This window comes from Pseudomonas sp. GW822-FHT01E03 (assembly GCF_058802985.1).
This window is the reverse complement of record NZ_JBXAOQ010000015.1, coordinates 52,570-77,906: the sequence shown is the minus strand read 5'-3', so window position 1 is coordinate 77,906 and position 25,337 is coordinate 52,570. Positions and strand designations below refer to the sequence as shown.

General features: G+C 58.7%; 27 protein-coding genes. 12 read left to right on the top strand and 15 right to left on the bottom strand.

What is annotated here, in order from left to right; all coding sequences use genetic code 11:
- Nucleotides 1–46: 46 nt before the first annotated feature.
- The 4 genes from alkB to AC1RP7_RS24920 form a co-directional block, all read right to left on the bottom strand.
- Entirely contained in the window at nt 47–727 is a 681-nt protein-coding gene (alkB, locus tag AC1RP7_RS24935; RefSeq protein WP_429521105.1) for a DNA oxidative demethylase AlkB, read from the bottom strand.
- Complete coding sequence (locus tag AC1RP7_RS24930) at nt 717–1,421, bottom strand: 2OG-Fe(II) oxygenase (protein ID WP_493180988.1); 705 nt, start codon at nt 1,419–1,421, stop codon at nt 717–719. Before AC1RP7_RS24930 ends, alkB begins: the two co-directional genes overlap by 11 nt.
- A 117-nt stretch (nt 1,422–1,538) precedes the next feature.
- Nucleotides 1,539–1,706 (bottom strand): hypothetical protein, encoded by a 168-nt coding sequence (locus AC1RP7_RS24925; RefSeq protein WP_090455470.1) that lies wholly within the window; start codon nt 1,704–1,706, stop codon nt 1,539–1,541.
- A 37-nt stretch (nt 1,707–1,743) separates the two neighbouring features.
- Nucleotides 1,744–2,046: a DUF1883 domain-containing protein gene (locus tag AC1RP7_RS24920; protein WP_007912251.1), complete on the bottom strand. Its 303-nt coding sequence runs from the start codon at nt 2,044–2,046 to the stop codon at nt 1,744–1,746.
- A 201-nt stretch (nt 2,047–2,247) separates the two neighbouring features.
- Between AC1RP7_RS24920 and AC1RP7_RS24915 the strand changes: the two genes are divergently transcribed.
- On the top strand, nt 2,248–2,604 hold the full coding sequence (locus tag AC1RP7_RS24915) for a hypothetical protein (RefSeq protein ID WP_057714660.1): 357 nt from the start codon (nt 2,248–2,250) through the stop codon (nt 2,602–2,604).
- A gap of 72 nt (nt 2,605–2,676) precedes the next feature.
- Nucleotides 2,677–2,907 carry a hypothetical protein gene (locus AC1RP7_RS24910; RefSeq protein WP_008053025.1) on the top strand — a complete coding sequence of 77 codons (231 nt, stop codon included), beginning with the start codon at nt 2,677–2,679 and terminating at the stop codon, nt 2,905–2,907.
- An 11-nt stretch (nt 2,908–2,918) separates the two neighbouring features.
- Here AC1RP7_RS24910 and AC1RP7_RS24905 read toward each other — a convergent pair whose 3' ends face one another.
- Nucleotides 2,919–3,200: a hypothetical protein gene (locus AC1RP7_RS24905; protein WP_493180987.1), complete on the bottom strand. Its 282-nt coding sequence runs from the start codon at nt 3,198–3,200 to the stop codon at nt 2,919–2,921.
- Nucleotides 3,201–3,338: 138 nt separating this feature from the next.
- The gene (locus tag AC1RP7_RS24900; protein WP_007985505.1) at nt 3,339–3,527 is read right to left on the bottom strand and encodes a hypothetical protein; all 189 of its coding nucleotides are present in this window, start codon (nt 3,525–3,527) and stop codon (nt 3,339–3,341) included.
- A gap of 288 nt (nt 3,528–3,815) precedes the next feature.
- On the opposite strand from AC1RP7_RS24900, the gene galU reads away from it, so the two are divergent.
- Nucleotides 3,816–4,655: a UTP--glucose-1-phosphate uridylyltransferase GalU gene (gene galU, locus AC1RP7_RS24895; protein ID WP_056724500.1), complete on the top strand. Its 840-nt coding sequence runs from the start codon at nt 3,816–3,818 to the stop codon at nt 4,653–4,655.
- Between the two features lie 130 nt (nt 4,656–4,785).
- Complete coding sequence (gene gorA / locus AC1RP7_RS24890) at nt 4,786–6,144, top strand: glutathione-disulfide reductase (RefSeq protein ID WP_493180986.1); 1,359 nt, start codon at nt 4,786–4,788, stop codon at nt 6,142–6,144.
- Here the strand turns inward: gorA and AC1RP7_RS24885 are convergent.
- Nucleotides 6,141–7,151: a DNA-binding protein gene (locus AC1RP7_RS24885; RefSeq protein ID WP_493180985.1), complete on the bottom strand. Its 1,011-nt coding sequence runs from the start codon at nt 7,149–7,151 to the stop codon at nt 6,141–6,143. The genes gorA and AC1RP7_RS24885 overlap by 4 nt on opposite strands.
- Nucleotides 7,152–7,716: 565 nt before the next feature.
- On the opposite strand from AC1RP7_RS24885, the gene AC1RP7_RS24880 reads away from it, so the two are divergent.
- The 3 genes from AC1RP7_RS24880 to ahpF all read left to right on the top strand — a co-directional run bounded on the left by AC1RP7_RS24880 (nt 7,717) and on the right by ahpF (nt 11,060).
- Complete coding sequence (locus tag AC1RP7_RS24880) at nt 7,717–8,655, top strand: site-specific integrase (RefSeq protein WP_492625298.1); 939 nt, start codon at nt 7,717–7,719, stop codon at nt 8,653–8,655.
- Between the two features lie 139 nt (nt 8,656–8,794).
- Nucleotides 8,795–9,358: an alkyl hydroperoxide reductase subunit C gene (gene ahpC / locus AC1RP7_RS24875; RefSeq protein ID WP_007975937.1), complete on the top strand. Its 564-nt coding sequence runs from the start codon at nt 8,795–8,797 to the stop codon at nt 9,356–9,358.
- A 139-nt stretch (nt 9,359–9,497) separates the two neighbouring features.
- Complete coding sequence (gene ahpF / locus AC1RP7_RS24870) at nt 9,498–11,060, top strand: alkyl hydroperoxide reductase subunit F (RefSeq protein WP_218498157.1); 1,563 nt, start codon at nt 9,498–9,500, stop codon at nt 11,058–11,060.
- Between the two features lie 218 nt (nt 11,061–11,278).
- Here the strand turns inward: ahpF and gloA are convergent, their stop codons facing one another.
- Complete coding sequence (gene gloA / locus AC1RP7_RS24865) at nt 11,279–11,800, bottom strand: lactoylglutathione lyase (protein ID WP_057714666.1); 522 nt, start codon at nt 11,798–11,800, stop codon at nt 11,279–11,281.
- Nucleotides 11,801–11,944: 144 nt separating this feature from the next.
- Here gloA and AC1RP7_RS24860 point away from each other — a divergent pair, with 144 nt between their 5' ends.
- On the top strand, nt 11,945–12,463 hold the full coding sequence (locus tag AC1RP7_RS24860) for a DUF4946 domain-containing protein (RefSeq protein ID WP_493180984.1): 519 nt from the start codon (nt 11,945–11,947) through the stop codon (nt 12,461–12,463).
- Nucleotides 12,464–12,626: 163 nt separating this feature from the next.
- Here AC1RP7_RS24860 and AC1RP7_RS24855 read toward each other — a convergent pair whose 3' ends face one another.
- The 3 genes from AC1RP7_RS24855 to AC1RP7_RS24845 form a co-directional block, all read right to left on the bottom strand.
- Nucleotides 12,627–12,992 (bottom strand): histone-like nucleoid-structuring protein, MvaT/MvaU family, encoded by a 366-nt coding sequence (locus AC1RP7_RS24855; protein ID WP_008051761.1) that lies wholly within the window; start codon nt 12,990–12,992, stop codon nt 12,627–12,629.
- 234 nt (nt 12,993–13,226) lie between these two features.
- Nucleotides 13,227–14,759, bottom strand: coding sequence for an EAL domain-containing protein (locus tag AC1RP7_RS24850; protein WP_493180983.1), 1,533 nt, complete (start codon nt 14,757–14,759; stop codon nt 13,227–13,229).
- 112 nt (nt 14,760–14,871) lie between these two features.
- Nucleotides 14,872–15,744 (bottom strand): LysR family transcriptional regulator, encoded by an 873-nt coding sequence (locus tag AC1RP7_RS24845; RefSeq protein WP_493180982.1) that lies wholly within the window; start codon nt 15,742–15,744, stop codon nt 14,872–14,874.
- 77 nt (nt 15,745–15,821) lie between these two features.
- Between AC1RP7_RS24845 and AC1RP7_RS24840 the strand changes: the two genes are divergently transcribed.
- Together AC1RP7_RS24840 and hppD are read left to right on the top strand one after the other, a co-directional pair.
- A complete protein-coding gene (locus AC1RP7_RS24840) occupies nt 15,822–16,766 on the top strand; it encodes a DMT family transporter (RefSeq protein ID WP_493180981.1) in 945 nt (314 codons plus the stop codon).
- Between the two features lie 251 nt (nt 16,767–17,017).
- On the top strand, nt 17,018–18,094 hold the full coding sequence (gene hppD / locus AC1RP7_RS24835) for a 4-hydroxyphenylpyruvate dioxygenase (RefSeq protein WP_493180980.1): 1,077 nt from the start codon (nt 17,018–17,020) through the stop codon (nt 18,092–18,094).
- A 127-nt stretch (nt 18,095–18,221) separates the two neighbouring features.
- Here the strand turns inward: hppD and rarD are convergent, their stop codons facing one another.
- The 3 genes from rarD to AC1RP7_RS24820 all read right to left on the bottom strand — a co-directional run bounded on the left by rarD (nt 18,222) and on the right by AC1RP7_RS24820 (nt 21,831).
- Entirely contained in the window at nt 18,222–19,103 is an 882-nt protein-coding gene (gene rarD, locus AC1RP7_RS24830; RefSeq protein WP_057714672.1) for an EamA family transporter RarD, read from the bottom strand.
- 211 nt (nt 19,104–19,314) lie between these two features.
- Nucleotides 19,315–20,325: an aldo/keto reductase gene (locus AC1RP7_RS24825; protein ID WP_493180979.1), complete on the bottom strand. Its 1,011-nt coding sequence runs from the start codon at nt 20,323–20,325 to the stop codon at nt 19,315–19,317.
- 195 nt (nt 20,326–20,520) lie between these two features.
- Nucleotides 20,521–21,831, bottom strand: coding sequence for an MFS transporter (locus AC1RP7_RS24820; protein ID WP_493180978.1), 1,311 nt, complete (start codon nt 21,829–21,831; stop codon nt 20,521–20,523).
- A gap of 170 nt (nt 21,832–22,001) precedes the next feature.
- Here AC1RP7_RS24820 and AC1RP7_RS24815 point away from each other — a divergent pair, with 170 nt between their 5' ends.
- Nucleotides 22,002–23,123, top strand: a complete 1,122-nt coding sequence (locus tag AC1RP7_RS24815; RefSeq protein ID WP_057714675.1) for a sugar diacid recognition domain-containing protein — start codon at nt 22,002–22,004, stop codon at nt 23,121–23,123.
- A 241-nt stretch (nt 23,124–23,364) separates the two neighbouring features.
- Entirely contained in the window at nt 23,365–24,501 is a 1,137-nt protein-coding gene (locus AC1RP7_RS24810; protein WP_493180977.1) for a glycerate kinase, read from the top strand.
- A gap of 119 nt (nt 24,502–24,620) precedes the next feature.
- On the opposite strand, the gene AC1RP7_RS24805 is transcribed toward AC1RP7_RS24810, so the two are convergent.
- A complete protein-coding gene (locus AC1RP7_RS24805; protein WP_493180976.1) occupies nt 24,621–24,980 on the bottom strand; it encodes a DUF6124 family protein in 360 nt (119 codons plus the stop codon).
- Nucleotides 24,981–25,337 lie beyond the last annotated feature (357 nt).

The following is a 25,337-nucleotide window of genomic DNA, read 5'->3' as shown; positions in this document are numbered from 1 at the left end:
GGGCAGTTGCCACACACTCCGGCGCTTGCGGTCAAATTCGAAGGCTTTATCCGGCGGTACGGAAGGTGAAGTTGATGCGTTGCTCGCCCAGTTTCGGATGATGGCCGTCCTTGATCGGCAACACGCCGTGATAACGCAGGCGATCCACGCCACCCCAGACCACGATGTCGCCATGGAACAGGGGCACGCGCTGACTTTTGTCGCTGCGTGCAAAACCGCCGAACAGGAACATCGCCGGCAAACCCAGGGATACCGAAACGATGGGGGCGGCGTAGGAATGTTCGTCCTTATCCTGATGCAATGACATTTTTGCCCCGGGGATATAACGGTTGATCAGGCAGGAATCCGGCGCAAAACCGGTGAACCCTGCTGCCTGTGCCGCCGCTTGTGCCAGTTGGAAAAACACCTCGGGCATCATTGGCCAGGGCTTTGCGGTGTCTGGATCGAGGCGGGTGTACCGATAACCGCTGCGGTCAGTGGTCCAGCCGAATTGGCCACAACTGCTCAGGGCGACCGACATGGTGAAACCGCCGGGTGTGACCATCTGCCGAAACGGCGCGGCCGCCAGCACTTCTTCCAGGGCAGGCAGCAAACGCTCCAGCCAGGGCAGGGCGAAGCCTCTGAGCACGTAGGACTGTTCGCCGATCTGCTCGCACCTGGGCTGTTGCTCGGGTTCTGCATCGGCAAACAGATCGAAAGTCTGCGGATTCATGGGTTCATGACGCATCGTGAAAGATGATTCCAAGGGTATGCCGTTTACCGCTGTGCAGGCGACTCACGCCGTGACGCAGGGTAACGCGGTAGTAACCGCGAGTGCCTTTGACTGGACGCTGGTTGACCGCAAAGATCAGCCCGTCGCCTTTCTTCAGATCGATGACCATCGGGCGTGACTGCATTCGCGGGCGCTGTTCAGTCAGGACAAATTCGCCGCCGGTGAAGTCTTGATCTGGGTCTGACAGCAGGATCGCCACTTGCAGCGGGAAAACGTGCTCACCATACAGATCCTGATGCAAACAGTTGTAGTCCTGCGGACCATATTGCAGCAACAAGGGTGTCGGACGGTTCTGACCAGCGGCATGGCAGCGATCAAGGAAGGCTGGAAGGGTTTCAGGAAAACGCTCCGGCAAGCCCATCTGTTCATGCCAGCGATTGGCGATGGGCACCAGTCGCGGGTAGAGCGCGCTGCGCAAGCGGGCCACGAGTTCCGGTAAGGGGTAGTTGAAATACTTGTACTCGCCTCGGCCGAACCCGTGGCGAGCCATCACCACGTGGGAGCGAAACAGTTCGGTGCGAGGGTACCAGGCGCTGACCTGCCCGCAAGCCTTGTGACTCAGCAGTGACGGGATGACGGCGCAGCCGTCTTGATCAAGTTGCTGCTCCAGCAGGGGCCAGTCCAGCCTGTCCAGATATTGCTCGCTCATTGCCGGGCCTCTTGTTATGGAGGTGGTCAGTCTGCAAGGCAAAAATAAAACTGGCACTCCGCTGCTTGCGGTCGAACTGCGAGCGGGAGCCGACGTCCATTGTCGCTCCAGATCGTGTTACAACGCTTTGCTGACGCTGATGTCGCTGATGACGTCGTCCTGTCCATGAATGGCGTCCAGCGCCGCCTTGGCTTCTTCCTGGGTGCCGTTTTCAAGCTGGGCAAACTCGAAGCGGCGCTCACCGTTGAGTTTATATTTGATGACGTACTTGGTCGTTTGGGCCACGGTTGTATCTGCCTGTCTTGTGTTTCGGGTTCGCTGATCAGCTCAGTTTCGTGCTGGAGCGGCGAATGATTTTGATCGAGTGCGTCAGGGTGGGTTTGCGCGTCACGCTGATAGCGCGGCGGTTGACGGTGTCGATCGTGATGTTCCAGAAACCGGTGCTCGGGGCTGTGATGCGGGCTGGAAACGTGTCGAATGCACCGCCGTGATAGGTGTGACGACCGCCATTCTTGAAGCTGCGGAAGTTGGCGTCGTTCATCAAGCGGATGTTGCACATTTGGGAGCATTGAATGACGACGATGTCGTCTTCATTGAGGTGCTCGCGCTGATGGATAAATTTCATGAGGCGCCTCCAGAAGGGCTTTTTCTACAAAATCAAAACGATAGCATGGGCGATTGGCGCAGTTTATCAGCCCGAAGGCCTTATTATCCGGCCGCTTCGACAATTAAAAACGCTTATTTCACATTTGATGAGCGATAAAGCAGTTTGTCTCGGAGAAAAATCGCAGTTGCGCTGTCCGAGGGTCTTTAATGGAGGTTTGGTATGAAGTGGGGTTTGTGGTTGTTGCCGATGGCATTGACGATCAGTGGTTGCGCGAACGTCTCGGACATCAACGAGTCCTTGCCGACGATGAACGTGATTTCTGGCAAGAAGCCCCATGAATACGCGCAATGTCTGAGCGAAAAACTGGCCGATAGCCGAGGCGCCTTGCAGATCCAGTCGCACAAGGATGGCTTGCGCGTGATCGTGCCGCTCAAGTTTTCCGTGGGGCCGTCTGCCGTGTTTGACATCGAAGAACGCTCCGGCGGCAGCAGCATCAAGCTGCACGAGAGTATGTCCAATGTCCCGGTGCGGCCAAAGGATGTACAGAAGGCTGCCAACGAGTGCATTTCCGGCTGATAGACTATCGACCATCAGCACCGATGCCGCCAAAGCCCTGCTTTGGCGGCATCGTTATTTCTGGAGTCGAACATGAAGCGAGAGCAGGTCCGGGAGCGGCATGCAGAGGGTTTAATCTCTGCCACCCATGTGATTCAGAATCCGGCGGAGCTGGGGGAATGGATCGTGTTTTTCAAGAAAAGCGCCGGGCGCAGCTATTTCCTGGTGGATGACAATGATGAAGTCGAGTCCTTCAGCCGCCTTGATGATCTGATCGATACCGTGCGCGGGCTTGGAATCAAATTCGCCGAAATCCATATGTAGGGCGTGGCGCGTTACCTGCAGATCACCACGACGTTGCGGCTTTTGTAGTTACCGACGTCGGCGCCGAGGGTCTTTTCGCTCTCCTTGAGCGAGGGGGTGCCATCGGTTCCGACAATCTTGTAGCCGGTGCCCGCGCAGGACGCATCGGCCTTTTCGTAGCACGCCGCCCAAGAGTTGGCTTCCCCGGAGCAGTCAATCGATAGACCTTGCTCTCCGTTGGCCAGGTAGGTTTCTTCCGACGTTGCGCAGCCGCTCAGGGCCAATACCGTCAGCAAAGGCAAAACTTTATTCATGGCTTGATCATCGTCAGGGGGGGTGGGCTAAGGCTGAGACAGCGCCGGATTCAAAAGGTTATAGCCAAAGGCCACTTCTTTTTCGGTATTCATAAAAAAGCCCTGCGCCATGGCAGGGCTTTTTGCATCGGGCGTCGATCAGCTCTTGTCTTTGCCGCGTCGCTTGGGTTCCGGGTGCTCAAGTTCCAGCACCGAGGCCACTTCGATTGCCAGGGCTTCGGAAGGGAACGGCCCGGCGATATTTTCACCGGCGACACTGGCCACCCACCATTGGCCGTCTTTCTCCTGATTGATCAGGAATCCGTTGACGCTTTTTACTGCCGACATCTACTTGCCTCGTTGTCTGGTTCAATCGCGCCATGATACCGCCAAACACACTCAAGGGGTGCCGATGGGCGTATGGTGATGGGTTCCGGGCGTTAGAAGCCGTGCATTTGCGCAAGTCTCTGCTATGCATAAGAGGCTGCGCAGCGACCTGCGCACTCCCGCAGGGAACTATCGGCAAGAATATTTCTCTATGTTGGCATCGGTTAGCCAGCGCGGGGCATTGTAAGGTGCACGCCGCCTGATTAGACTGCGCCGAAACTCGTACACACAGCCCTTTCAAGGACTTATATGATCAAGAAATGCTTGTTCCCAGCAGCCGGTTACGGTACTCGCTTCCTGCCAGCGACTAAAGCCATGCCCAAAGAAATGCTGCCGGTGGTGAACAAGCCACTGATCCAGTACGGCGTCGAAGAAGCACTGGATGCCGGCTTGACCGAAATCTCCATCGTCACCGGTCGCGGCAAGCGCGCCCTGGAAGACCACTTCGACATCAGCTACGAGCTGGAAAACCAGATCAAGGGCACCGACAAGGAGAAATACCTGGTCGGCATCCGCAAGCTGCTCGACGAGTGCTCGTTCTCCTACACCCGCCAGACCGAAATGAAAGGCCTGGGCCACGCGATCCTCACCGGCCGTCCACTGATCGGTGATGAGCCGTTCGCCGTGGTACTGGCGGACGACCTGTGCGTCAACCTCGAAGGCGACGGCGTTCTGACCCAGATGGTCAAGCTGTACAAGCAGTTCCGCTGCTCGATCGTGGCCATCCAGGAAGTCGATCCGTCCGAGACCAACAAGTACGGCGTAATCGCCGGCGAGATGATCCGCGACGACATCTACCGCGTACACAGCATGGTTGAAAAACCAAAGCCGGAAGACGCACCGTCGAACCTGGCCATCATCGGCCGCTACATCCTGACCCCGGACATCTTCGACCTGATCGAACAGACCGAGCCAGGCAAGGGCGGCGAAATCCAGATCACCGACGCCCTGATGAAACAGGCCCAGAACGGCTGCGTGATGGCCTACAAGTTCAAGGGCAAGCGTTTCGACTGCGGCGGCGCCGAAGGCTACATCGACGCGACCAACTTCTGCTTCGAGAACTTCTACAAGACGGGCAAGGCGTACTGATCGCTTTCGACCTGACTGTATTGAAAAGCCACCTTCGGGTGGCTTTTTCATTTTCAGGCCCCATATCGACTGCAGCGCTTGCCCAACAAATGTCTGCGGGTATGCTGGTCACCTGCCGAGGAGATTGAAAATGGCCTACGATTTTGACCTTTATGTGATTGGCGCCGGTTCCGGCGGCGTGCGGGCTGCGCGGTTTGCCGCCGGGTTCGGTGCGAAAGTGGCCGTGGCCGAAAGCCGCTATCTGGGCGGGACCTGTGTGAACGTCGGCTGTGTGCCGAAAAAATTGCTGGTCTACGGTGCGCACTTTGCCGAAGACTTCGAGCAGGCTTCCGGTTTTGGCTGGGGCCTGGATGAGGCGCAGTTCGACTGGCCGACGTTGATCGCCAACAAGGACCGCGAGATCAATCGCCTCAATGGCATTTATCGCAACCTGCTGGTCAACAGCGGCGTGACCTTGCATGAGGGCCACGCGAAGATCGTCGACCCGCATCAGGTCGAGATCAATGGCGAGCGTTTTACCGCCAAGAACATCCTGATCGCCACCGGCGGCTGGCCGCAGATTCCGGAGATTCCGGGGCATGAGCATGCCATCAGTTCCAACCAGGCGTTCTTCCTCAAAGAGTTGCCCAAGCGGGTGCTGGTGGTGGGCGGTGGCTACATTGCGGTCGAGTTCGCCGGGATCTTCCACGGCTTGGGTGCCAAGACCACGCTGCTGTATCGCGGCGAACTGTTCCTGCGCGGCTTCGATGGTTCCGTGCGCAAGCATTTGCAGGAAGAGTTGACCAAGCGCGGCATGGACCTGCAATTCAACGCGGACATCGAGCGCATCGACAAGCTGGCCGATGGCAGCCTGAAAGTCACGCTCAAGGATGGTCGCCAGCTGGAAGTCGATTGCGTGTTCTACGCCACGGGTCGTCGTCCGATGCTGGACAATCTGGGGTTGGAAAACACCGGGGTCAAACTCGACAGGAAAGGCTTTGTCGAGGTCGATGAGCTGTATCAAACTTCCGAGCCGTCGATCCTGGCGCTGGGCGATGTGATCGGCCGTGTTCAGCTGACGCCGGTGGCCCTGGCTGAAGGCATGGCGGTGGCGCGACGCTTGTTCAAGCCAGAGCAGTATCGTCCGGTGGATTACAAGATGATCCCGACGGCGGTGTTCAGCCTGCCGAACATCGGCACTGTCGGTTTGACCGAGGAAGAGGCTCGCGAAGCCGGTCACGAGGTGCAGATCTTCGAAAGCCGCTTCCGGCCGATGAAGCTGACCCTGACCGAATGCCAGGAGCGCACGCTGATGAAACTGGTGGTGGACGCCAACACCGACAAGGTCCTGGGTTGCCACATGGTCGGCCCAGAAGCCGGTGAAATCGTCCAGGGCCTGGCGATTGCCTTGAAGGCCGGCGCCACCAAGCGCGACTTCGACGAAACCATCGGGGTGCACCCGACGGCCGCCGAAGAGTTCGTCACCATGCGTACGCCGGTCGCCGGTTAAGCGTCCTTCGCTGCGTCTGCCGCTGCCGCAAGGGTCGCGGCCAGACGTACGCGTTCTTCCAGATCCGTCCGGGTCTTGGCCAGATCCATTTCCAGTGACCTGTTGAGCTGCGACTGCTCATCGACGTTCTGCTTGAGTGCCTGGCTTTCCAACAGGGCGACGCGCAGGCGTTCCTGGAGGAGGGTGCGCTCACCGTCGACGCGGGTGGCCTGTTCCAGCAACTGATCCTGACGGGTATTGCTTTGCTTGAGCTGTTCTTGCAGCAGGCTCAGTTCGCGCAGCGTGCCGCGGTTTTCAGTCAGCAAGCGTTCGTTGTCGCGGTGCAACTGGGTGATTTCATCCTGGCGTACCAGTGCGCTTTGTTGCGCCTGACGCAGTTCCATCTGTATCTGTTGCACCTGGCCTTCGTGGCGACTCATTTCCTGTTCGCGCTGTTCCTTGACCGCATTGCGGTAGTGCTCCAGTGCGTCGCGAGTGTGCAGGTGCTTTTCTTCAAGGGAGCGGATCTGCTCGTCCTTGTCTTTCAAGCGCAATTCGAAATCGGCTAGCGCCTGATTCAACCCGGCGTTGCGGGTTTGCTCCGTTTGCAGCATGACTCGGGTTTCTTGCAGGGCCTCGGATTCCTGAGTCAGCGCCAGGCTTTGAAACTCGTATTGCTGGTGCAGTTCGCTGTTGTCCTCTTGCGCTTCACCGAGCTGGTTTTCCAGCGCCTTGCGTTGTTCTTCGTACTGCGCGCGCGCCTGGTCGATGGGCTCTTGCGCCTGCTCCTTGAGTCTTTGCGCGAGCCGCGCCACCAGTGCCATCAGTTCGTCGTCGATCGGTTCTGTCGGCGCCTCGACAGGTTCGGCCCGGTCATCGAGCTCCTTGAGGTAGCGATGAATCGTGGTTTTCGAGCCGGTATTGCCCATCTCGATCCGTACGGCATCGATGCTGGGGTTTTCGCCGCGGGCGAGGATCGCCAACCGAGCGGCTTGAACCACCGCTTTATTTACACCGCCGCGTGCCATGAGATCTCCCGGGTTTTGATGATGTGGTACGTACCACGTAAATACACATTGTACCATTCAATAGAAAAAGTTAAATGCTGAATGTGATTAACACGGGATATACTGGTATTACCCCGTGTGATCGAAATTTCTAGGTATTCCTCGCACTGTTTCCGTACTCCAACCCTGTAGGAGCAAGCTTGCTCGCGAAAAACCCGAGAACGCCCCGGGGCACCTGCCAACCAGCGTTATCGTTGACGACCATCGCGAGCGAGCTCGCTCCTACAGCGTTTTGTGTTTTTCGCGCCAGCGGCCGATGCCCCTTGTAGGAGCGAGCCTGCTCGCGAAAAACCCGAGAACGCCGCGGGGCACCTGCCAGCCAGCGTTATCGTTGACGATCATCGCGAGCGAGCTCGCTCCTACAGCGTTTTGTGTTTTTAACGCCAGCGGCCGATACCCCTTGTAGGAGCGAGCTTGCTCGCGAAAAACCCGAGAACGCCGCGGGGCACCTGGCAGCCAGCGTTATCGTTGACGACCATCGCGAGCGAGCTCGCTCCTACAGTCGGTTAAAACAGGTTCATTTCCTATGAGCGATATGGATCGCTATCTGCAAGCAGCGACTCGCGACAACACCCGTCGCAGCTATCGGGCGGCCATCGAGCACTTCGAAGTCACGTGGGGCGGTTTTCTGCCGGCAACCGGCGACAGCGTGGCGCGCTACCTGGTGGCCCATGCCGGCGTGTTGTCGATCAACACGCTGAAACTGCGTTTGTCGGCATTGGCGCAGTGGCACAACAGCCAGGGCTTTGCCGATCCCACCAAGGCGCCGGTGGTGCGCAAAGTTTTCAAGGGTATTCGCGCGCTGCACCCGGCCCAGGAAAAACAGGCAGAACCCTTGCAGCTTCAGCACCTGGAACAGGTGGTCAGTTGTCTGGAGCAAGAAGTGCAGACCGCCAGGGCCACAGGCGACCGACCGGGTTTGCTGCGGGCAAGGCGCGACATGGCCCTGATCCTGTTGGGCTTCTGGCGTGGCTTTCGCAGTGATGAGTTGTGCCGGCTTCAGGTGGAACACGTGCAGGCCAGCGCCGGTTCCGGCATCAGTCTCTATCTGCCACGTAGCAAGAGTGATCGCGATAACCTTGGCAAGACCTATCAGACACCGGCCTTGCAACGGTTGTGTCCGGTGCAGGCTTATATCGACTGGATTACCGAGGCGGCACTGGTGCGTGGGCCGGTGTTCCGTGGCATCGACCGCTGGGGGCATCTGGGCGAGGAGGGATTGCACGCCAACAGCGTGATTCCGTTATTGCGTCAGGCGTTGGCGCGAGCAGGTATCGCCGGTGAACTTTACACCAGTCATTCCTTGCGTCGCGGCTTTGCCACCTGGGCGCATCAAAGTGGCTGGGATTTGAAGTCGCTGATGAGCTATGTGGGCTGGAAGGACATGAAGTCGGCCATGCGCTACATCGAAGCCAGTCCGTTTCTCGGCATGGCGCGTATCACGGAAAAGCCCGTCTCACCCTAGATACCGTTTTCTTCTATTAATACAGCTGGCTAATAGCGAAAGCCAATCAGCAGCATCAGGTTTGCCAATGAGCCTTCCGTTCGTCGAGTGGGTAAAGTTCTTTCCATCAACTTCTTAACCCCCTGACGGAGAGTCAACGATGCCTATCATCAACAGCCAAGTTAAACCGTTCAAAGCTGACGCATTCAAAAATGGCGACTTCGTAAAAGTCTCGGACGCAGACCTGAAAGGCAAGTGGTCTGTGGTGTTCTTCTACCCGGCCGACTTCACCTTCGTCTGCCCGACTGAGCTGGAAGACCTGGCTGACAACTACGACGCGTTCCAGAAGCTGGGCGTCGAGATCTACAGCGTTTCCACCGACACTCATTTCGCCCACGCTGCCTGGCACAACACCTCGCCAGCCATCGGCAAGATCCAGTACACCATGATCGGCGATCCGACCCACGCGATCTCCCGCAACTTCGACGTACTGATCGAAGAAGCAGGCCTGGCTGACCGTGGCACCTTCGTGATCAACCCTGAAGGCCAGATCAAGATCGTTGAACTCAACGACGGCGGTGTAGGCCGTGACGCTTCCGAGCTGCTGCGCAAGATCAAGGCTGCCCAGTACGTCGCTGCTCACCCAGGTCAGGTTTGCCCAGCCAAGTGGAAAGAGGGCGAGGCCACTCTGGCGCCGTCCCTGGACCTGGTCGGCAAGATCTAAGTCTGTGATCGCACCATCAGGGCGGAACTCCGCACCTACTCGGTAAGCTGCACCGCCCAATAAAAACGCCCGGGCGAGATTCGCTCGGGCGTTTTTTTATGCCTGCTCTAAATGAATCAGTCAAAAGGAAATCGCCCGTATGTTGGACGCCAATCTTAAAGCCCAGTTGAAATCGTACCTGGAACGGGTCACCCAGCCGATCGAGATCGTTGCCTCCCTCGACGACGGTGCGAAATCCCAGGAAATGCTTGAATTGCTGAAAGACGTTGCCAGTCTTTCCAGCCAGATTACTTTGCTCGACAACGGTGACGATGCACGCAAACCATCGTTCTCGATCAATCGCCCGGGTGCCGATATCAGCCTGCGTTTCGCCGGCATTCCGATGGGCCACGAATTCACTTCGCTGGTGCTGGCCTTGCTGCAAGTCGGCGGCCACCCTTCGAAGGCCAGTGTCGATGTGATCGAACAGATCCGGTCGCTCAAAGGCGAGTTCAACTTCGAGACTTACTTCTCGCTGTCCTGCCAGAACTGCCCGGACGTGGTCCAGGCGCTGAACCTGATGGCGGTACTGAACCCGAACATTCGCCATGTCGCCATCGACGGCGCGCTGTTCCAGGCTGAAGTCGATGAGCGCCAGATCATGGCGGTCCCCAGCATCTACCTTAACGGTGTGAACTTCGGCCAGGGTCGCATGGGTCTGGAAGAAATCCTCGCCAAGATCGACACCAGCGGCATCGAACGCCAGGCCGAGAAGATCAGCGCCAAAGAAGCCTTTGACGTGCTGGTGGTCGGCGGTGGCCCGGCCGGTGCTTCGGCGGCAATCTACGCGGCCCGTAAAGGCATTCGCACCGGTGTCGCGGCCGAACGTTTTGGTGGCCAGGTGCTGGACACCATGGCCATTGAGAACTTTATCTCGGTGCAGGAAACCGAAGGCCCGAAACTGGCCGTGGCCCTGGAAGAACACGTCAAGCAGTACGACGTGGACATCATGAACCTGCAGCGTGCCGACAAACTGGTACCCGGCAAGAATGGCGAGCTGCACCAGATTCACTTCGCCAGCGGCGCCTCGTTGAAGGCCAGGACCGTGATTCTGGCGACCGGTGCGCGGTGGCGTGAAATGAATGTTCCCGGTGAGCAGCAATACCGCAACAAGGGCGTGGCGTACTGCCCGCATTGCGACGGTCCGTTGTTCAAGGGCAAGCGCGTGGCGGTGATTGGCGGCGGCAACTCCGGCGTCGAAGCGGCCATCGACCTGGCCGGTATCGTGTCCCATGTCACGCTACTGGAGTTCGATGTGCAGTTGCGAGCCGATGCGGTATTGCAGCGCAAGTTGCACAGCCTGCCGAACGTCACCGTGATCACCAGTGCGCAAACCACTGAGGTCACCGGTGATGGCCAGAAGGTCAACGGCCTGCGCTACAAGGATCGTCAGAGCGACGAATTGCGCAGCGTGGAACTGGAAGGGATCTTTGTGCAGATCGGTCTGTTGCCCAACACCGATTGGCTCAAAGGCACCATCGAATTGTCGCCCCGTGGCGAGATCATCGTCGACGCTCGCGGTGAAACGTCGGTGCCGGGTGTGTTCGCTGCCGGTGACGTGACCACGGTGCCGTACAAGCAGATCGTGATCGCAGTGGGCGAGGGTGCCAAGGCTTCCCTGAGCGCTTTCGATCACTTGATCCGGACCTCGGCTCCGGCATAAATCGGACGCTGAAAACAAAAAACCTTGTAGGAACTCGCTCGCGATGGTCGTCAACGATAACGCTGGTTGGCAGGTGCCCCGCGGCGTTCTCGGGTTTATCGCGAGCAGGCTCGCTCCTACAGAGGGGTATCGGCGCCGGCTCTGAAAACACAAAACCCCATGATTGATCATGGGGTTTTGTGTTTCACACATTCCAAATGTGGGATTTGTTGTGCGGGTTACAGCGGTGCTGGCTGAATGATCTCTACCCAATAGGCGTCCGGATCCTTGATGAACGCCAGGCTCTTCATGCGGCCATCGCTCAAGCGTTTCTGGAAATCGCAGCCCAGTGCTTCAAAGCGCTCGCAGGCGGCGACGATGTCCGGCACCGAGATGCAGATGTGGCCAAAACCGCGCGGGTCGGTGTTGCCATTGTGGTAGGCGAAATCCGCATCGTTCTCGGTGCCGTGGTTGTGGGTCAGCTCCAGGATGCCTGGGATCGATTTCATCCACTCGGTGCGCGCGGTGGCGTCGGCCGGGATCTGGTTCTTGTCCACCAGCGCCAGGAAATACAGGCTGAACTCGGCTTCCGGGAAATCGCGTTTTTCCACCAGGGTAAAACCCAGGATGCGTGTGTAGAAATCCAGGGACTTGGTGATGTCCTTGACCCGCAGCATGGTGTGGTTGAAGACAAATTTCTGTGTAGCGGCGTCCGGTTGGGCGGTGACGCCGGGGAAGGTGTTCAATTCGTGCAGGCTCATGGGCCCTCCGGGAAATATGTGGGCTAACGAATGGCGACAATGATACGCAACGGTTCGGACATCACCAAACCCAAACAGTCGGCTATTGCCTGACAGCCGGCCTGGGCCCAGACTTTACGGCTTGAACCTTGAGTGCCCATTGCAATGATTCGATTCCGTAACGTGCTGTTCATCCTGCTAAGCGTGCTTTCGCTGGCTGGCGCTGCTCGCGCCGATGCGCCAGTGGTGACCTGGCCGCAAGGCTGGCAGGTCGAAGACGTGCCTGAATCGGCGTCGGGGGTCAGTCGCCAGCGGGCGGTGAAAAATGATCAGGATGGATCGCCGCTCATGGTGATGGAACTGACCATGAGCCCGGTGCAAAGCGATCACAAGGTAAACCTCGAAGGCGTACTGCTGGAGATGCGCAAGTCGGTTCAAAAAGACTTCTTTCAGGGCGGATATCAAAGTGTCTGCACGCGCATTCATTCGACTACGTTGAGTCGATTGGTCGCGCTGGAAACAACCTGCACCATCACGCAAAACGGCAGGCATGTGCTTTCTCAAACATTGGTGGCTGCGGTGGATGCCGATAAGGCCTATGTTCTTTCCTACGCAGGGCAGGCCGAGGCTTATAAGGCGAGCCAGGATGAAATAGACGCTGCCCGTAACAGCTTGAAACTTTAGTAAGCGCCAGTGCTTTTTCGATGCATGAAAAATATTTTAGATATCCAAATGGATTAAGCACAAAGTTGATGGCAGTTAGTAATTGTCGGGTGCCGGCCCCGGGCATTTAGATAGCCCATGAAAAAGCCCTGCATAAGCAGGGCTTTTTTTGTCGCCGCGAGAGTTAGCCGCGCAACCAGGAATCAACGGTGGCTGCACCGTACTGTTCTTTCCAGGCTTTCAGGCCGCGGTGGTTGCCGCCCTTGGTTTCAATCAGCTCGCCGGTGTGCGGGTTCTGATAAACCTTGACCACACGGGCGCGGCGGGTTTTAGGGGCGGCTGCCTGCAGCAGGCCAGATTTTGCCGGGTTAGGATCGAGAATGGCGATGATGTCGCGCAGGCTCTTGCCATAGGTTTTCATCAAGCCCTGGAGCTTCTCTTCGAATTCGATTTCTTTCTTGAGCCCGGCATCGTTCTTCAGGGATTCCAACTGCTTGAGCTGTTCTTGAAGGGCCTTTTCGGCTGCACGAAATTCAGCGAGTCTGGACAATATCTTTACTCCAATAGTGTGTTTGGTTGATGCCAACCGCAAACAAAGCTATAAGCCAAGAGCCTTGAAGCGACTCGGTGATAGTGGCTCACCTGCCAATTTAGCGCAGGCATCAAAAATTGTAGTAGTTAATTGGCCAAGAGTAAATCCTGTCTTTTTCTTCATGTAACGTCAGAAGTGTTTTGATTCAAATTGGTGCGGCTAATCGTTTGTTTTGGCGATTGAATTCGCGAGTTAATGGTCGCTTAATGCACTAATGAATTCCGCGCCGGGCATGGGTTTGCCGAACAGATAACCTTGCAGGAAGTTGACCTGGTGAACGCTCAGGTAATCACTCTGTTCGCGGGTTTCGACACCTTCGGCCACCAGGGCAAGGTCGAGTTTGACCGCCAGTTCGATGATGCTGTCGAGGATGTGGCTCGACAGTGTGTCGACGCCGATCATGGCGACAAAACTCTGGTCGATTTTCAGAAAATCGACATTGAACTGCCGCAGGTAGCCAAGGCTTGAGTGGCCGGTGCCGAAGTCGTCGATGGCGATTTTCACGCCCAGTTCGCGAAGTTGTTCGAACAGTTGCAGGGTGATGGCCGTGGGCTCGATCAATTCACGTTCGGTCAGTTCCAGTACCAGATGGATCGAACCTGGCTCGAACGCATCGAGAAACTCGCGGCAATCCTTGACCAGTTCCAGGTCCTGGCAATGGCTGGCGGTGATGTTGATGCCAATGTGAAACGGCTTGTTGAAGCTGGCCGATTGCGGTGCGAGCAGGGCGGCGGTTTGTCGCATCAGTGAGCGGGTCATCGGCACGATCAGCCCGGAGTGCTCTGCAAACGGAATGAACAGATCCGGACGCACCAGGCCTTCCTTTGGATGTTGCCAGCGCATCAGCACTTCAGCGCCGGACCAGCTTTTGCTGTCGCCATGCACCACGGGCTGGAAATACGGAATGAACTCTGAAGCTTCCAGTGCCCGCTGCATTTCCTGGGTAGGTGCCGAGGAGCGCTTTTGCAGGACGTGACCAATAGCCCCGGCAATCACACCGAAGAAAATCAGCAGACTGAGCAGCGGCGGATATTCGCTGCGTATGTATCGCCAGATTTCGCCTTTGGGAAAACCGGCTTCCACGGCAAAAGCATAGTGCCCGGAGGTCAAGTGACTTTGCGCAACGGGCAGGTCAGGCGCAGTGCCGGTATGAACCTTGCCATCGGCGGATATCCAGTCCGGGCCAACTTGCAGCACCAGTAAGGTATTGCGACCGATCAGGCGCAGGGTATTAATCAAGTGATAACCATCGAGGGTCGACAGTGCGCCTTTTTTTCCTTCGCTCACCCGGTACACCAGCACGGCGGTGTTGGGCGTTACCGGATTGCCGCTCAAGAGCCATAAGGCGCCCAGGGTGTAGTCACCGGGGTTGACCTTCTCCTGGTAGTCGCCGAACAGAGAGCTGCAATAGAGGTTGTTGTCCCACACCAGATTGGTTGAACGCACGAAGGGGCGGCGAGTGACCTGCTCGCGCAGCGCCAGTGTGACTTCACCGCAACTCTGGCCTGCCAGCGGCAGCAATTCACGAGCAGCCTGGGCGTTGTTGTCGAGCATCAGGTCGAACTGACGAATCGCTTCTTCGGCGGTTTGTTCGGCGTCTTGTTTGAGCGCACGCCCGGCTTGCATGTAAAGAATGGCGGCCCCCAGCAGCACCGGGAGCAAGCCACTGATCAGAGTAACGGCAATTCTTGTGCTGCGACTGCGGGTTTTGGCTTTCAGCGGCATTCGCGAGTCCTGTCACGAAGATGTAAGGCTCTCAATTGATGGCGGGGCAAAACGCCTCCCATGAAGAGTTCGGGTATGGGCCATGATAGTTGGCCGTTGGCGGTTATGCCGCTCAACGCAAATCAAGGCTTTCGGCCAGCCTGATAAAGGCCAGCGTCGCGGGTGATGCCTGGCGTCGATCGAGCACCGCCAGGCCGACCTGGCGCAACACCGCCGGCGACAGAGTTTTTTTCACGCAGCGGCGGTCAATCTGATTAGGCAATGAACCTTCGGCAACCACCGTCACCCCGTCGCCACGAGCGACGACATCCAGGGTGCTGATCAACTGCGAGCAGCGATAACGGATATTGGGCGTCAGTCGGGCCACTGTGAACAGACGTGAAACCAGCTCCGAAGAACCGGCCTCGGTCAGCACGAACGGGAAGTCGCACAGATCCTTCAGGCTCAGGCTGTCGTGAGCCGCCAGCGGATGGTCGGCGGGCAGCAACGCGACCATCTGATCTTCGATCAGCGCGACCGTGTCGAAACGCTCCTCGGGCAATACCACAAAGCCAATGTCGATCCGTCGTTCCTCCAGCCACTGGAGTACCTGACGGTCGGGGCCTTCGTCGATATGCACCTCGATGCCGGGATGGGCGGCGCGGTACTGCTGCAGAATCAACGGCAGCAATTTGATCGATGAAGTCGGGCCGAAGGAGCCGATTCGCAGCGTGCCGCGTTTCATGCCCCTGGCATCGGCCGCTTCCTGGCGCAGGGTGTTGGCCAGGCCGAGCATCGCCCGGGCGCGCAGCAACAACTGCTGGCCAATGTCGCTCAGTTCGACCTGGGTTTGATGCCGGCGCAGCAGTTCGACACCCAACTCCAACTCCAGGGACTTCAAGGCATGGGACACCGCCGATTGGGAAATGCCCAGGCGATTGGCCGCTGCCGTGAAGCCGTGGAGTTCGGCCACGAGGGAGAAAATCTCCAGTTGAGTGAGGGTCATGAGTGTTTGCTCATTTTACGATGACTGGGTATTAACTGAATGATACGGCATCTCTCCGACATCCGGTCCTGGAATCTATGACGATCTGCGAGCAAAGCCTGTCAAAACCATCGGATCTTCCGGTGTATCTGAAACTGGCGGCGGTCACCATGGTGTGGGGTGGCACCTTCGTTGCCGGACGCTATCTGGCCGCTGGCCTCAGCCCGCTACTGGCTGCCAGCCTGCGGTTTCTGCTGGCCAGCGTGGCGTTGCTGCTGTTTATACGCATGGCACGCACACCGCTGGTCCGGCCCAGCCCCCGGCAATGGCTGCAATTGTCATTGCTTGGCTTTTTCGGGATATTTTTTTACAACCTGTGCTTCTTTTATGGCCTGCATTACATCAACGCTTCACGGGCATCCTTGATCGTGGCGCTGAATCCGGCGGTGATCGGCCTGGCTTCCTGGTTGCTGTTCAAGGCGCGTTTGAATCGGGCGAAAGTCGTCGGCATTGCGATCTGCGTGGCGGGCGCGAGCATGGTGATCGTCAGTCGCGACCCGCAACTACTGGCCGGCGGCGCCGATGTCTGGCTCGGCGATTTGCTGATTTTCGGCTGTGTCCTCGGCTGGGGTGTCTACTCGCTGTTTTCCAAAGAGCTGAATCACACCCTGGGTCCGGTGCAAACGGTGACCTATTCGATCCTGCTGGGCACCGTCATGCTCTGGATGACCTGCATCGTGCGCGGCGAGGTGAGTGTCGCCGCGATCGCCCAGCTGGGTGCGCAGCAATGGTTGAGCCTTTTGTACCTGGGCGTGCTGGGGTCGGCGCTGGCGTACATCGGCTACTACGACGGCATTCGCAAAATCGGCGCGACCCGTTCCGGGGTGTTCATTGCCTTGAACCCGTTGACGGCGGTGATCCTTGGCGCACTGCTGCTGGATGAGCCGCTGACGCTGGCCATGTGCCTGGGTGGCGGGCTGATACTGGCGGGGATTTTCCTCTGCAACAAACCCCTTGCGCAGGCATGGAAAAAGGGGATTTGATACAGAAGGCGGACAAACTGATTTACGCTGTGTAGAATCGGGTTACGCATACAATAATAATCGTCTTCTGGCAGCAGAAGCCTCGCCCGCAAGAGCCTTGGGTCGAAAATGAAGATATTCGGGTTTCAACTGATCTACGGTGACTTTCTCGCCCGCAGTGTGCGGGGCATCTCCTGTGCGCCACCCACCGGTCTCAGCATTGCTTACAACTAACCTTTGTTAATTGATAAAAAAATGATGAGGCGCCGACCATGGCAGATTTATACGAAAACCCAATGGGCCTGATGGGCTTTGAATTCATCGAGCTCGCATCGCCGACCCCGAACACCCTGGAGCCGATCTTCGAGATCATGGGCTTCACCAAGGTGGCGACCCACCGTTCCAAGGACGTGCACCTGTATCGCCAGGGCGCGATCAACCTGATCCTCAACAACGAACCCCACAGCGTGGCTTCGTATTTCGCGGCCGAGCATGGTCCGTCGGTGTGCGGCATGGCGTTTCGCGTCAAGGATTCGCAAAAAGCCTACAAGCGTGCCCTGGAACTCGGCGCCCAGCCGATCCACATCGAAACCGGCCCGATGGAACTGAATCTGCCGGCGATCAAAGGCATCGGCGGCGCACCGCTGTACCTGATCGATCGTTTCGGCGAAGGCAACTCGATCTATGACATTGACTTCGTGTTCATCGAAGGTGTCGACCGCCATCCGGTCGGTGCCGGCCTGAAGATCATCGATCACCTGACCCACAACGTGTATCGCGGTCGCATGGCCTACTGGGCCAACTTCTACGAGAAGCTGTTCAACTTCCGCGAAATCCGCTACTTCGACATCAAGGGCGAATACACCGGCCTGACCTCCAAGGCCATGACCGCACCCGATGGCATGATCCGCATCCCGCTGAACGAAGAGTCGTCCAAGGGCGCCGGGCAGATCGAAGAGTTCCTGATGCAGTTCAACGGCGAGGGCATCCAGCACGTTGCGTTCCTGTCCGATGACCTGATCAAGACCTGGGACCACCTGAAAAGCATCGGTATGCGCTTCATGACCGCGCCGCCGGAGACCTACTACGAAATGCTCGAAGGCCGTCTGCCGAACCACGGCGAGCCGGTGGACCAACTGCAGGCGCGGGGCATTTTGCTGGACGGTTCGTCCGAGTCGGGCGACAAGCGTCTGCTGCTGCAGATCTTCTCGGAAACCCTGATGGGGCCGGTGTTCTTCGAGTTCATCCAGCGCAAGGGCGACGACGGTTTCGGCGAAGGCAACTTCAAGGCGCTGTTCGAATCCATCGAGCGTGACCAGGTGCGTCGTGGTGTTCTCTCCACCGACTAAGCCGTTACACCGATAAAAACTGTGGGAGCGAGCTTGCTCGCGATAGCGGTAGTTCATTCAACATTAATGTTGACTGACACACTGCAATCGCGAGCAAGCTCGCTCCCACATTTTGTTTTGCGTGTGCTTAAGGTCTGCGCTGCCGGACCAGATGCTTGAACCCTTCAAACACCAGCACCAGCACGGCCATCCAGATCGGGATGTACGTCAGCCATTCCCCGGCCTTGATGCTTTCTCCCAGCAGCAACGCCACGCCCAGCAGCAACACCGGTTCGACATAGCTCAACAAGCCGAACAGGCTGAATGGCAGCAGGCGGCTGGCAATGATGTAGACCACCAATGCCGATGCGCTGATCACGCCGAGCATCGGGATCAGCAGCGATAACCATGGATGCTGTTCAAACACACCAAAACCTTGCGCGCCGCTCTGGACGAACCAGACTGCCACCGGCAGCGTCAATGCCATGTCCAGCCACAAGCCACCGAGGTTGTCCGCCGCCAGTCGTTTGCGCAGGACGAAGTAGGCCGGATAACCCACGCAGACCAGCAAGGTCGCCCAGGAAAAACCACCGACCTGATACACCTCGTTGACCACCCCCAGGCAGGCGAACACCACCGCGACTTTTTGCAGATAGGACAGGCGCTCGCCGTAGGCCAGGCGACCGGTCAAGACCATGGTCAGCGGCAGCAGGAAATAGCCGAGTGATACGTCGAGGCTGTAGCCGTTCAACGGTGCCCACATGAACAGCCACAATTGCACGCCGAGCAGGGCAGAGGAGGCAATCAGCGCGCCCATCAGTTTCGGATTGGCCATGGCGCGCCGAACGATCTCCAGCACGCGTTTCCACTCCCCGGACACCACCATGAACACGGTCATGCACGGTACGGTCAGCAGCATGCGCCAACCGAAGATCTCCACACCGCTCAAGGGGCTGAGCAGCGATGTGTAGTAATACATGACGGCAAACAGCACCGAGGCTGAAACCGATAGAGCGATACCTTTAGACAAGCTGTCCTCGCGAGGTTGAAGGTGAAACGGGGGGCGGAGGATACGTGGTTTTTGTGCTGAATATTGTCCGGATGATCAATATTTCCAACATCCCCTTGTAGGAGCGAGCCTGCTCGCGATGAACGACCAGACACCGCGGGCAGGCAGGCTCCCCGCGTTATCGTTGACCACCATCGCGAGCAAGCTCGCTCCTACAGTGGTTTATGTTTTTTCAGTTAAACGGTCTGCGGCCGGAGACAAAATGGCTCACATCATTGAACCCCGGTGTCGACGCATGCCCCGGTGTCACCAGCGAATCGATGAACGCCTCATCCTCGGCCGTGATCGTCACCGCCTGCGCCTTAGTGTAGGCATCCCATTGCTCTTGCGTGCGCGGCCCGACAATGGCCGAGGTCACGGCGCTATTGTTCAGCACCCAGGCGATCGCGAACTCGACGATGCCGACGCCGCGCTGCTGGGTGTATTGCTGGAGTTGCTGGGCGATGCGCAGGGATTCGACGCGCCATTCGGTTTCCAGGATGCGTTTGTCCTGGCGTCCGGCACGGCTGTTGGCATCAGGTTTCACATCCGGTGCGTATTTGCCGCTGAGCACGCCGCGCGCCAGCGGGCTGTAGGGCACCACGCCAAGGCCGTAGCTTTGCGCCGCCGTGATCTGCTCGGTTTCTGCCTGACGGTTGACGATGTTGTACAGCGGCTGGCTGATCACCGGCCGGTCAACGCCCAGTTTGTCGGCCACGCGAATGACTTCGGCGATGCGCCAGCCACGGTAGTTGGACAGGCCCCAGTAGCGGATTTTCCCTTGGCGGATCAAGTCACCGATGGCCGATACCGTGACCTCCAGCGGCGTATTGTGGTCTTCGCGGTGCAGGTAATAGATGTCGAGATAGTCGGTGCCCAGGCGCGTCAGGCTGGCATCGATGCCGTTGAACAGGTGCTTGCGGCTCAGGCCGCTGCGGTTGGGAACGCCGTCCACGGGACCGAAGCCGACCTTGGTGGCCAGCACCCATTCATGGCGGCGGCTGGCGATGGCCTCACCGACGATTTCCTCGGAACGGCCGTTGGTGTAGACGTCGGCGGTGTCGATGAAATTGATGCCCTGGTCCCAGGCCTTGTCGATGATCCGCAGGGAATCTTCGGTGCTGGTCTGTTCGCCGAACATCATGGTGCCCAGGGTCAGGGTGGACACCTGCAGACCCGAATGACCCAGCGTGCGGTAGCTCATGAGCAAATCCTTTTACCAGTGGGAAAGGCTCAATCAGATACCAGAACAGTCGCATGGATCAAACAGAAATATCGAACACCGCAGATCGAATGTGGGAGCGGGCTTGCTCGCGAAAGCGCAGTGCCAGTCAACATATATGTCGTTTGATACACCGCATTCGCGAGCAAGCCCGCTCCCACAGGGGATTTGTGTTGATCAGGTGCGCAGGGTTCGGGTCATGCGCAACGCCAGCAAACTGCCGCAGACAATCACACCCGCCAGCAGGTACAGCGCCGCATCGGTCGAGCCGGTGCTGTCCTTGACCCAACCCACCAGGTACGGGCTGAGGAAACCGGCCATCTGCCCCATCGAGTTGATCAGCGCCAGGCCACCGGCGGCAGCGCCGGCACTCAGCAGGGCGGTCGGCACCGGCCAGAACATTGGCAGGCCGGTGAGGGCGCCCATGGTGGCGATGGTCAGACCAAGAATCGCGATGGCCGGGTTGGCGGCGAAGTTCACCGCGATCAGCAGCCCCAGCGCCCCCATCAGCATCGGCACCACCAAATGCCAGCGGCGTTCTTTGCGCAGGTCGGCTGAACGGCCAACCATTAGCATGAATACGGCGGCGAGCAGATACGGAATCGCGCTCAACCAGCCGATCATCAGGTTATCGCTGAAGCCCAGGTTCTTGATGATCGACGGCAGCCAGAAGTTGATCGCATAGACGCCACTCTGGATGCAGAAATAGATCAGGCCGAAAGCCCAGATCGCCGGGTTCTTGAACACCGCCAGCAGCGAATCGGTCGTGGTTTTCGGTTTGTTGGCCAGATCTTCGGCGTGGTCGGCTTCCAGCACCGAACGCTCAAACGGAGTCAGCCACTTGGCATTGGCGTAGCTGTCGCTGAGCAGGAAGTAAGCCAGCCCACCGAGGATGACGGTAGGAATGCCTTGCAGCAGGAACATCCACTGCCAACCGGCCAAACCACCCTGGCCTGCGGCGAAGTGGTTGAGAATCCACCCGGAGAACGGGCTGCCGAGCAGGCCGGATACCGGGATCGCCGACATGAACAAGGCCATGATGCGGCCACGGCGGAAGGTCGGGAACCACTGCGAGAGGTACAGCACCACGCCCGGGAAGAACCCGGCTTCGGCCGCGCCGGTGAACAGGCGCAGGGTATAGAACTCGGTCGGCGTGGTGACGAACAGCAGGCAGGTCGACAGGGTGCCCCAGGCAATCATCATCAGCGCAATCCAGCGCCGCGGGCCGAATTTGGTCAGGGCCAGGTTGCTTGGTACGCCACACAGCACGTAACCGATAAAGAAGATGCCGGCGCCGAGGCCGTACACGGTTTCGCTGAACTTCAGCGCGTCGAGCATTTGCAGTTTGGCAAATCCAACGTTTACCCGGTCGAGGTAGTTGAACAGGTAGCAGATGAAAATGAAGGGGATCAAACGCAGGGTGATGCGCTTGTAGACGGCGTTTTTATCGTCAGCGATGGCCTGGGACGCTACGGCGCTCTGTGTCATGGCGGCTCTCTCTTTATTATGATTTTTTGCGATGCAAAGGGTAACGTTGATCGCCCAGAGAGTCTCGACCACCCTCAGGGTGGCTGTCTTTGTGCCTGAGCACAGGGTTTGCAACCAAGGCCTGTGCGGGTGAACAACCCGTTCCATCACTGTCTTCAAGGATCACTTGCATGTTCGAACTCGATCACGACCTGGCCCAGGACATCGTCGACCGGGCGATGGCTATCCTGCCGTACAACGTCAACGTCATGGACAGCCAGGGCTTGATCCTGGGCAGCGGCGAACCGGAGCGGGTCAACACCCGGCATGAAGGCGCGCAACTGGTATTGGCCAATGGCCGGGTGGTGGAGATCGATGCGCAGACGGCGATTCACCTCAAGGGCGTACAACCGGGGATCAACCTGCCATTGATGCTCGATCAGCGCCTGATCGGCGTGCTGGGCATCACCGGCGAACCCGAGCAACTGCGCACCTACGCCGAGCTGGTGCGCATGACCGCCGAAATGCTGGTGGGCCAGCGCAACCAGCAGGCCGAACAGCAATGGCGGCGCCAGCGCTGCGATGACTTGCTGGCGCTGCTTCTGAGCGAAGCCGGGGATTCTCCACGACTGGTCGATGAAGCGCAGCAGTTGGGCCTCAAACCACAAATGACTCGAGTGCCGTACTTGTTCGAACTGGGGCTGGAACACGCACCAGGACAAACCGTCGAGGCACTGAGTGCCTGGTTGACGAGCCGTCATCCGGACAGTTGGTGCGTGAGCTCGGCCAAAACCTCGTTGCTCTGGTGCCGGCCGGCGAGCCAGACGGTCGAGAACGAGCGCTTGCTGGACAAACTCGACGGCCTGGGCTGGAACATCCTGCGCATTGCCGTGGGTGGGCAGGCCGATGGACTTTCCGGATTGCGTCGCTGCTATCGCCGGGTCGGTGACTTGCTGGCCTACGGGCGCGAAGTGCTGCCGCGCTCCCGATTGCTGACGCTCAACCGCTATCGGCTGCCGGTGATGCTCTGGCGCCACCGCAACGACGACGCCCTCGACGAATTGCTCAATCCGCTGCGCAAGGTCATTGCCAAAGACAGCAACGGCCAGTTGCTGGCCACCCTGCGCAGTTGGTGCGAACACGACGGCCAGAGCCAGGCCTGCGCCGATGCACTGGGGATTCATCGCAACAGTCTGCGGTATCGCATGGAGCGGATTGCAGAGCTGAGCGGTGTTGATCCACTGCGTCTCGATGGCATGCTCGCGTTGTATCTGGGGGTGCAACTGCTGCCCGAGTCAGACTCAATTTCGTGAGCGACAAAATCCCCCTGTAGGAGCGAGCTTGCTCGCGAAAAACCAGAGGACGCCGCGGTAAGTCTGATTTCCCGCGTCATCGTTACCCTCCATCGCGAGCAGGCTCGCTCCTACAAGGGATGGTGTGAACGCTCGGGTTTTGTGGAAATGAACAATAATCCTCAACACCGCTTGTGCAGCGGCCCGGCGTTATTGTTCATGGCGGCTGGCAGCATGTGGGCATTGGAACTGGAGAATTCCCATGAAAATCGTGATCGCCCCCGATTCGTTCAAGGACAGCCTCAGCGCCCAAGGCGTGGCCGATGCCATTGCATTGGGATTGGCGCAGGTCTGGCCTGATGCCCAACTGATCAAATGCCCGATGGCCGACGGCGGGGAAGGAACTGTCGAGTCGATCCTGGCCGCGTGCGAAGGCCAGCAGCGTCGCACTCTGGTTCGCGGGCCGCTGGGGGCCATGGTGGATGCCGCCTGGGGCTGGTTGCCCCAGAGCCACACCGCGATCATCGAAATGGCCGAGGCCAGCGGTTTGCAGTTGGTCCCGGTGGCGCAACGGGATGCGTGCATCAGCAGCACCTTCGGCACCGGGCAATTGATCCGCGCCGCGCTGGATGCCGGAGCGCAACGGGTGATCCTGGCGATTGGCGGCAGTGCGACCAATGACGGCGGCGCCGGTGCCATGCAGGCCTTGGGCGTGAAATTGCTCGACGCCCAGGGGCAGACGCTGTCACCGGGCGGCCTCGCTCTTGGGCAATTGGCCCGCGTCGACCTGAGCGAAATTGATCCGCGCCTGGCCCAGGTGCGCTTCGACATCGCCGCCGACGTCAACAACCCGCTGTGCGGCCCCCACGGTGCCTCGGCGATTTTCGGCCCGCAAAAAGGCGCCTCGCCCGTGCAGGTCGAGCAACTGGACCGCGCCCTGGGGCACTTTGCCGACCATTGCGCGCAAGCCTTGAACAACGACGTGCGCGACGAGCCGGGCAGTGGCGCGGCGGGCGGCCTGGGGTTTGCCGCCAAGGCGTTCCTCGGTGCGCAATTCACGGCCGGGGTCGAGGTGGTTGCCGAACTGGTGGGGCTGGCCGACGCCGTTGCAGGCGCCGATCTGGTGATCACCGGTGAAGGGCGTTTCGATGCGCAAACCCTGCGCGGCAAGACGCCGTTTGGCGTGGCGCGGGTCGCCCGGGAGCACGGCGTGCCGGTCATTGTCATCGCAGGCACGTTGGGCGAGGGCTATCAGGCACTGTACGAGCACGGTATCGACGCTGCGTTTGCCCTGGCGAGCGGGCCGATGACCCTGGAACAGGCTTGTGCCGAAGCGCCGCGCTTGTTGCGTGAGCGGGCGACCGATGTGGCGCGGGTTTGGCGGCTGGCCAGTCGCTGACCTTTCGAACACCCCAATCCCTGTGGGAGCGAGCTTGCTCGCGATGACGGTGTGTCAGCGACATCAATGCTTACTGACATACCGCTATCGCGAGCAAGCTCGCTCCCACAGGGTTCCCGTTACTCAGGTGGATCAATCTGATCCAGCACCCGGTTCGCCGCGATCTCCGCCAGCATCACGCTGTTGGAAATCCCCAGCAGCGCATTGCGCGATCCGCCGTCCAGATGATCCACCAACTGGTGAACCATCACGTCGACTGAGGCCAGCGTTTCCACCAGGTAAACCATCAGGGTTTCGGTCGTGGCTTCCGGGTTCACGGTGAACAGTGTGCCGGGAGTACGCGGCGTGGCTTTGATGTCGGCGATCGAGGGGAAGTGAAAGGCGAGGGCGCGTTCGGCGGCTTCGTTGAGCTTTTTTGAATCGGGCTCGTACGGGGAAACCGGATCGGTGTCCGGCGGGTTGGGTGTGACCTTGAACATCAACTAGATCCTTATATGGAGTGCCATCCCTTTTGCTGCTAAACGAAAGAGGAGGCAGCTGTACGCAGGTTAGCAGACCGGGGATCTAGTAAACCGGCGCGCCCGAAGGCGCCTTGCGCACAGCTACCATCGAGTGCAGACATGGGAATGCCTGACTGATAGCGCCTATGCACTTCACTAGAAAACCACCGGGCTGCTAAACCCGATCACTGATGAGCAGTGACACGAATCAAGTTACCGATGGCCCCCCAGGCGCACAAGCCGGCGGATTCTGGCGCAAGCGTAGGCAACGGCGCAAGGTCCTGTGGCTTTAATGAAGTAACCTTAAACACCATTAAACACACGCTCGCGAGGTGC

Bases quoted from the DNA above. Each gene is read 5' to 3' on its own strand.
- alkB (WP_429521105.1), bottom strand. From the start codon at position 727: ATGCGTCATGAACCCATGAATCCGCAGACTTTCGATCTGTTTGCCGAT.
- AC1RP7_RS24930 (WP_493180988.1), bottom strand. From the start codon at position 1,421: ATGAGCGAGCAATATCTGGACAGGCTGGACTGGCCCCTGCTGGAGCAG.
- AC1RP7_RS24920 (WP_007912251.1), bottom strand. From the start codon at position 2,046: ATGAAATTTATCCATCAGCGCGAGCACCTCAATGAAGACGACATCGTC.
- AC1RP7_RS24915 (WP_057714660.1), top strand. From the start codon at position 2,248: ATGAAGTGGGGTTTGTGGTTGTTGCCGATGGCATTGACGATCAGTGGT.
- AC1RP7_RS24910 (WP_008053025.1), top strand. From the start codon at position 2,677: ATGAAGCGAGAGCAGGTCCGGGAGCGGCATGCAGAGGGTTTAATCTCT.
- AC1RP7_RS24905 (WP_493180987.1), bottom strand. From the start codon at position 3,200: ATGAATAAAGTTTTGCCTTTGCTGACGGTATTGGCCCTGAGCGGCTGC.
- AC1RP7_RS24900 (WP_007985505.1), bottom strand. From the start codon at position 3,527: ATGTCGGCAGTAAAAAGCGTCAACGGATTCCTGATCAATCAGGAGAAA.
- galU (WP_056724500.1), top strand. From the start codon at position 3,816: ATGATCAAGAAATGCTTGTTCCCAGCAGCCGGTTACGGTACTCGCTTC.
- gorA (WP_493180986.1), top strand. From the start codon at position 4,786: ATGGCCTACGATTTTGACCTTTATGTGATTGGCGCCGGTTCCGGCGGC.
- AC1RP7_RS24885 (WP_493180985.1), bottom strand. From the start codon at position 7,151: ATGGCACGCGGCGGTGTAAATAAAGCGGTGGTTCAAGCCGCTCGGTTG.
- AC1RP7_RS24880 (WP_492625298.1), top strand. From the start codon at position 7,717: ATGAGCGATATGGATCGCTATCTGCAAGCAGCGACTCGCGACAACACC.
- ahpC (WP_007975937.1), top strand. From the start codon at position 8,795: ATGCCTATCATCAACAGCCAAGTTAAACCGTTCAAAGCTGACGCATTC.
- ahpF (WP_218498157.1), top strand. From the start codon at position 9,498: ATGTTGGACGCCAATCTTAAAGCCCAGTTGAAATCGTACCTGGAACGG.
- gloA (WP_057714666.1), bottom strand. From the start codon at position 11,800: ATGAGCCTGCACGAATTGAACACCTTCCCCGGCGTCACCGCCCAACCG.
- AC1RP7_RS24860 (WP_493180984.1), top strand. From the start codon at position 11,945: ATGATTCGATTCCGTAACGTGCTGTTCATCCTGCTAAGCGTGCTTTCG.
- AC1RP7_RS24850 (WP_493180983.1), bottom strand. From the start codon at position 14,759: ATGCCGCTGAAAGCCAAAACCCGCAGTCGCAGCACAAGAATTGCCGTT.
- AC1RP7_RS24845 (WP_493180982.1), bottom strand. From the start codon at position 15,744: ATGACCCTCACTCAACTGGAGATTTTCTCCCTCGTGGCCGAACTCCAC.
- AC1RP7_RS24840 (WP_493180981.1), top strand. From the start codon at position 15,822: ATGACGATCTGCGAGCAAAGCCTGTCAAAACCATCGGATCTTCCGGTG.
- hppD (WP_493180980.1), top strand. From the start codon at position 17,018: ATGGCAGATTTATACGAAAACCCAATGGGCCTGATGGGCTTTGAATTC.
- AC1RP7_RS24825 (WP_493180979.1), bottom strand. From the start codon at position 20,325: ATGAGCTACCGCACGCTGGGTCATTCGGGTCTGCAGGTGTCCACCCTG.
- AC1RP7_RS24820 (WP_493180978.1), bottom strand. From the start codon at position 21,831: ATGACACAGAGCGCCGTAGCGTCCCAGGCCATCGCTGACGATAAAAAC.
- AC1RP7_RS24815 (WP_057714675.1), top strand. From the start codon at position 22,002: ATGTTCGAACTCGATCACGACCTGGCCCAGGACATCGTCGACCGGGCG.
- AC1RP7_RS24810 (WP_493180977.1), top strand. From the start codon at position 23,365: ATGAAAATCGTGATCGCCCCCGATTCGTTCAAGGACAGCCTCAGCGCC.
- AC1RP7_RS24805 (WP_493180976.1), bottom strand. From the start codon at position 24,980: ATGTTCAAGGTCACACCCAACCCGCCGGACACCGATCCGGTTTCCCCG.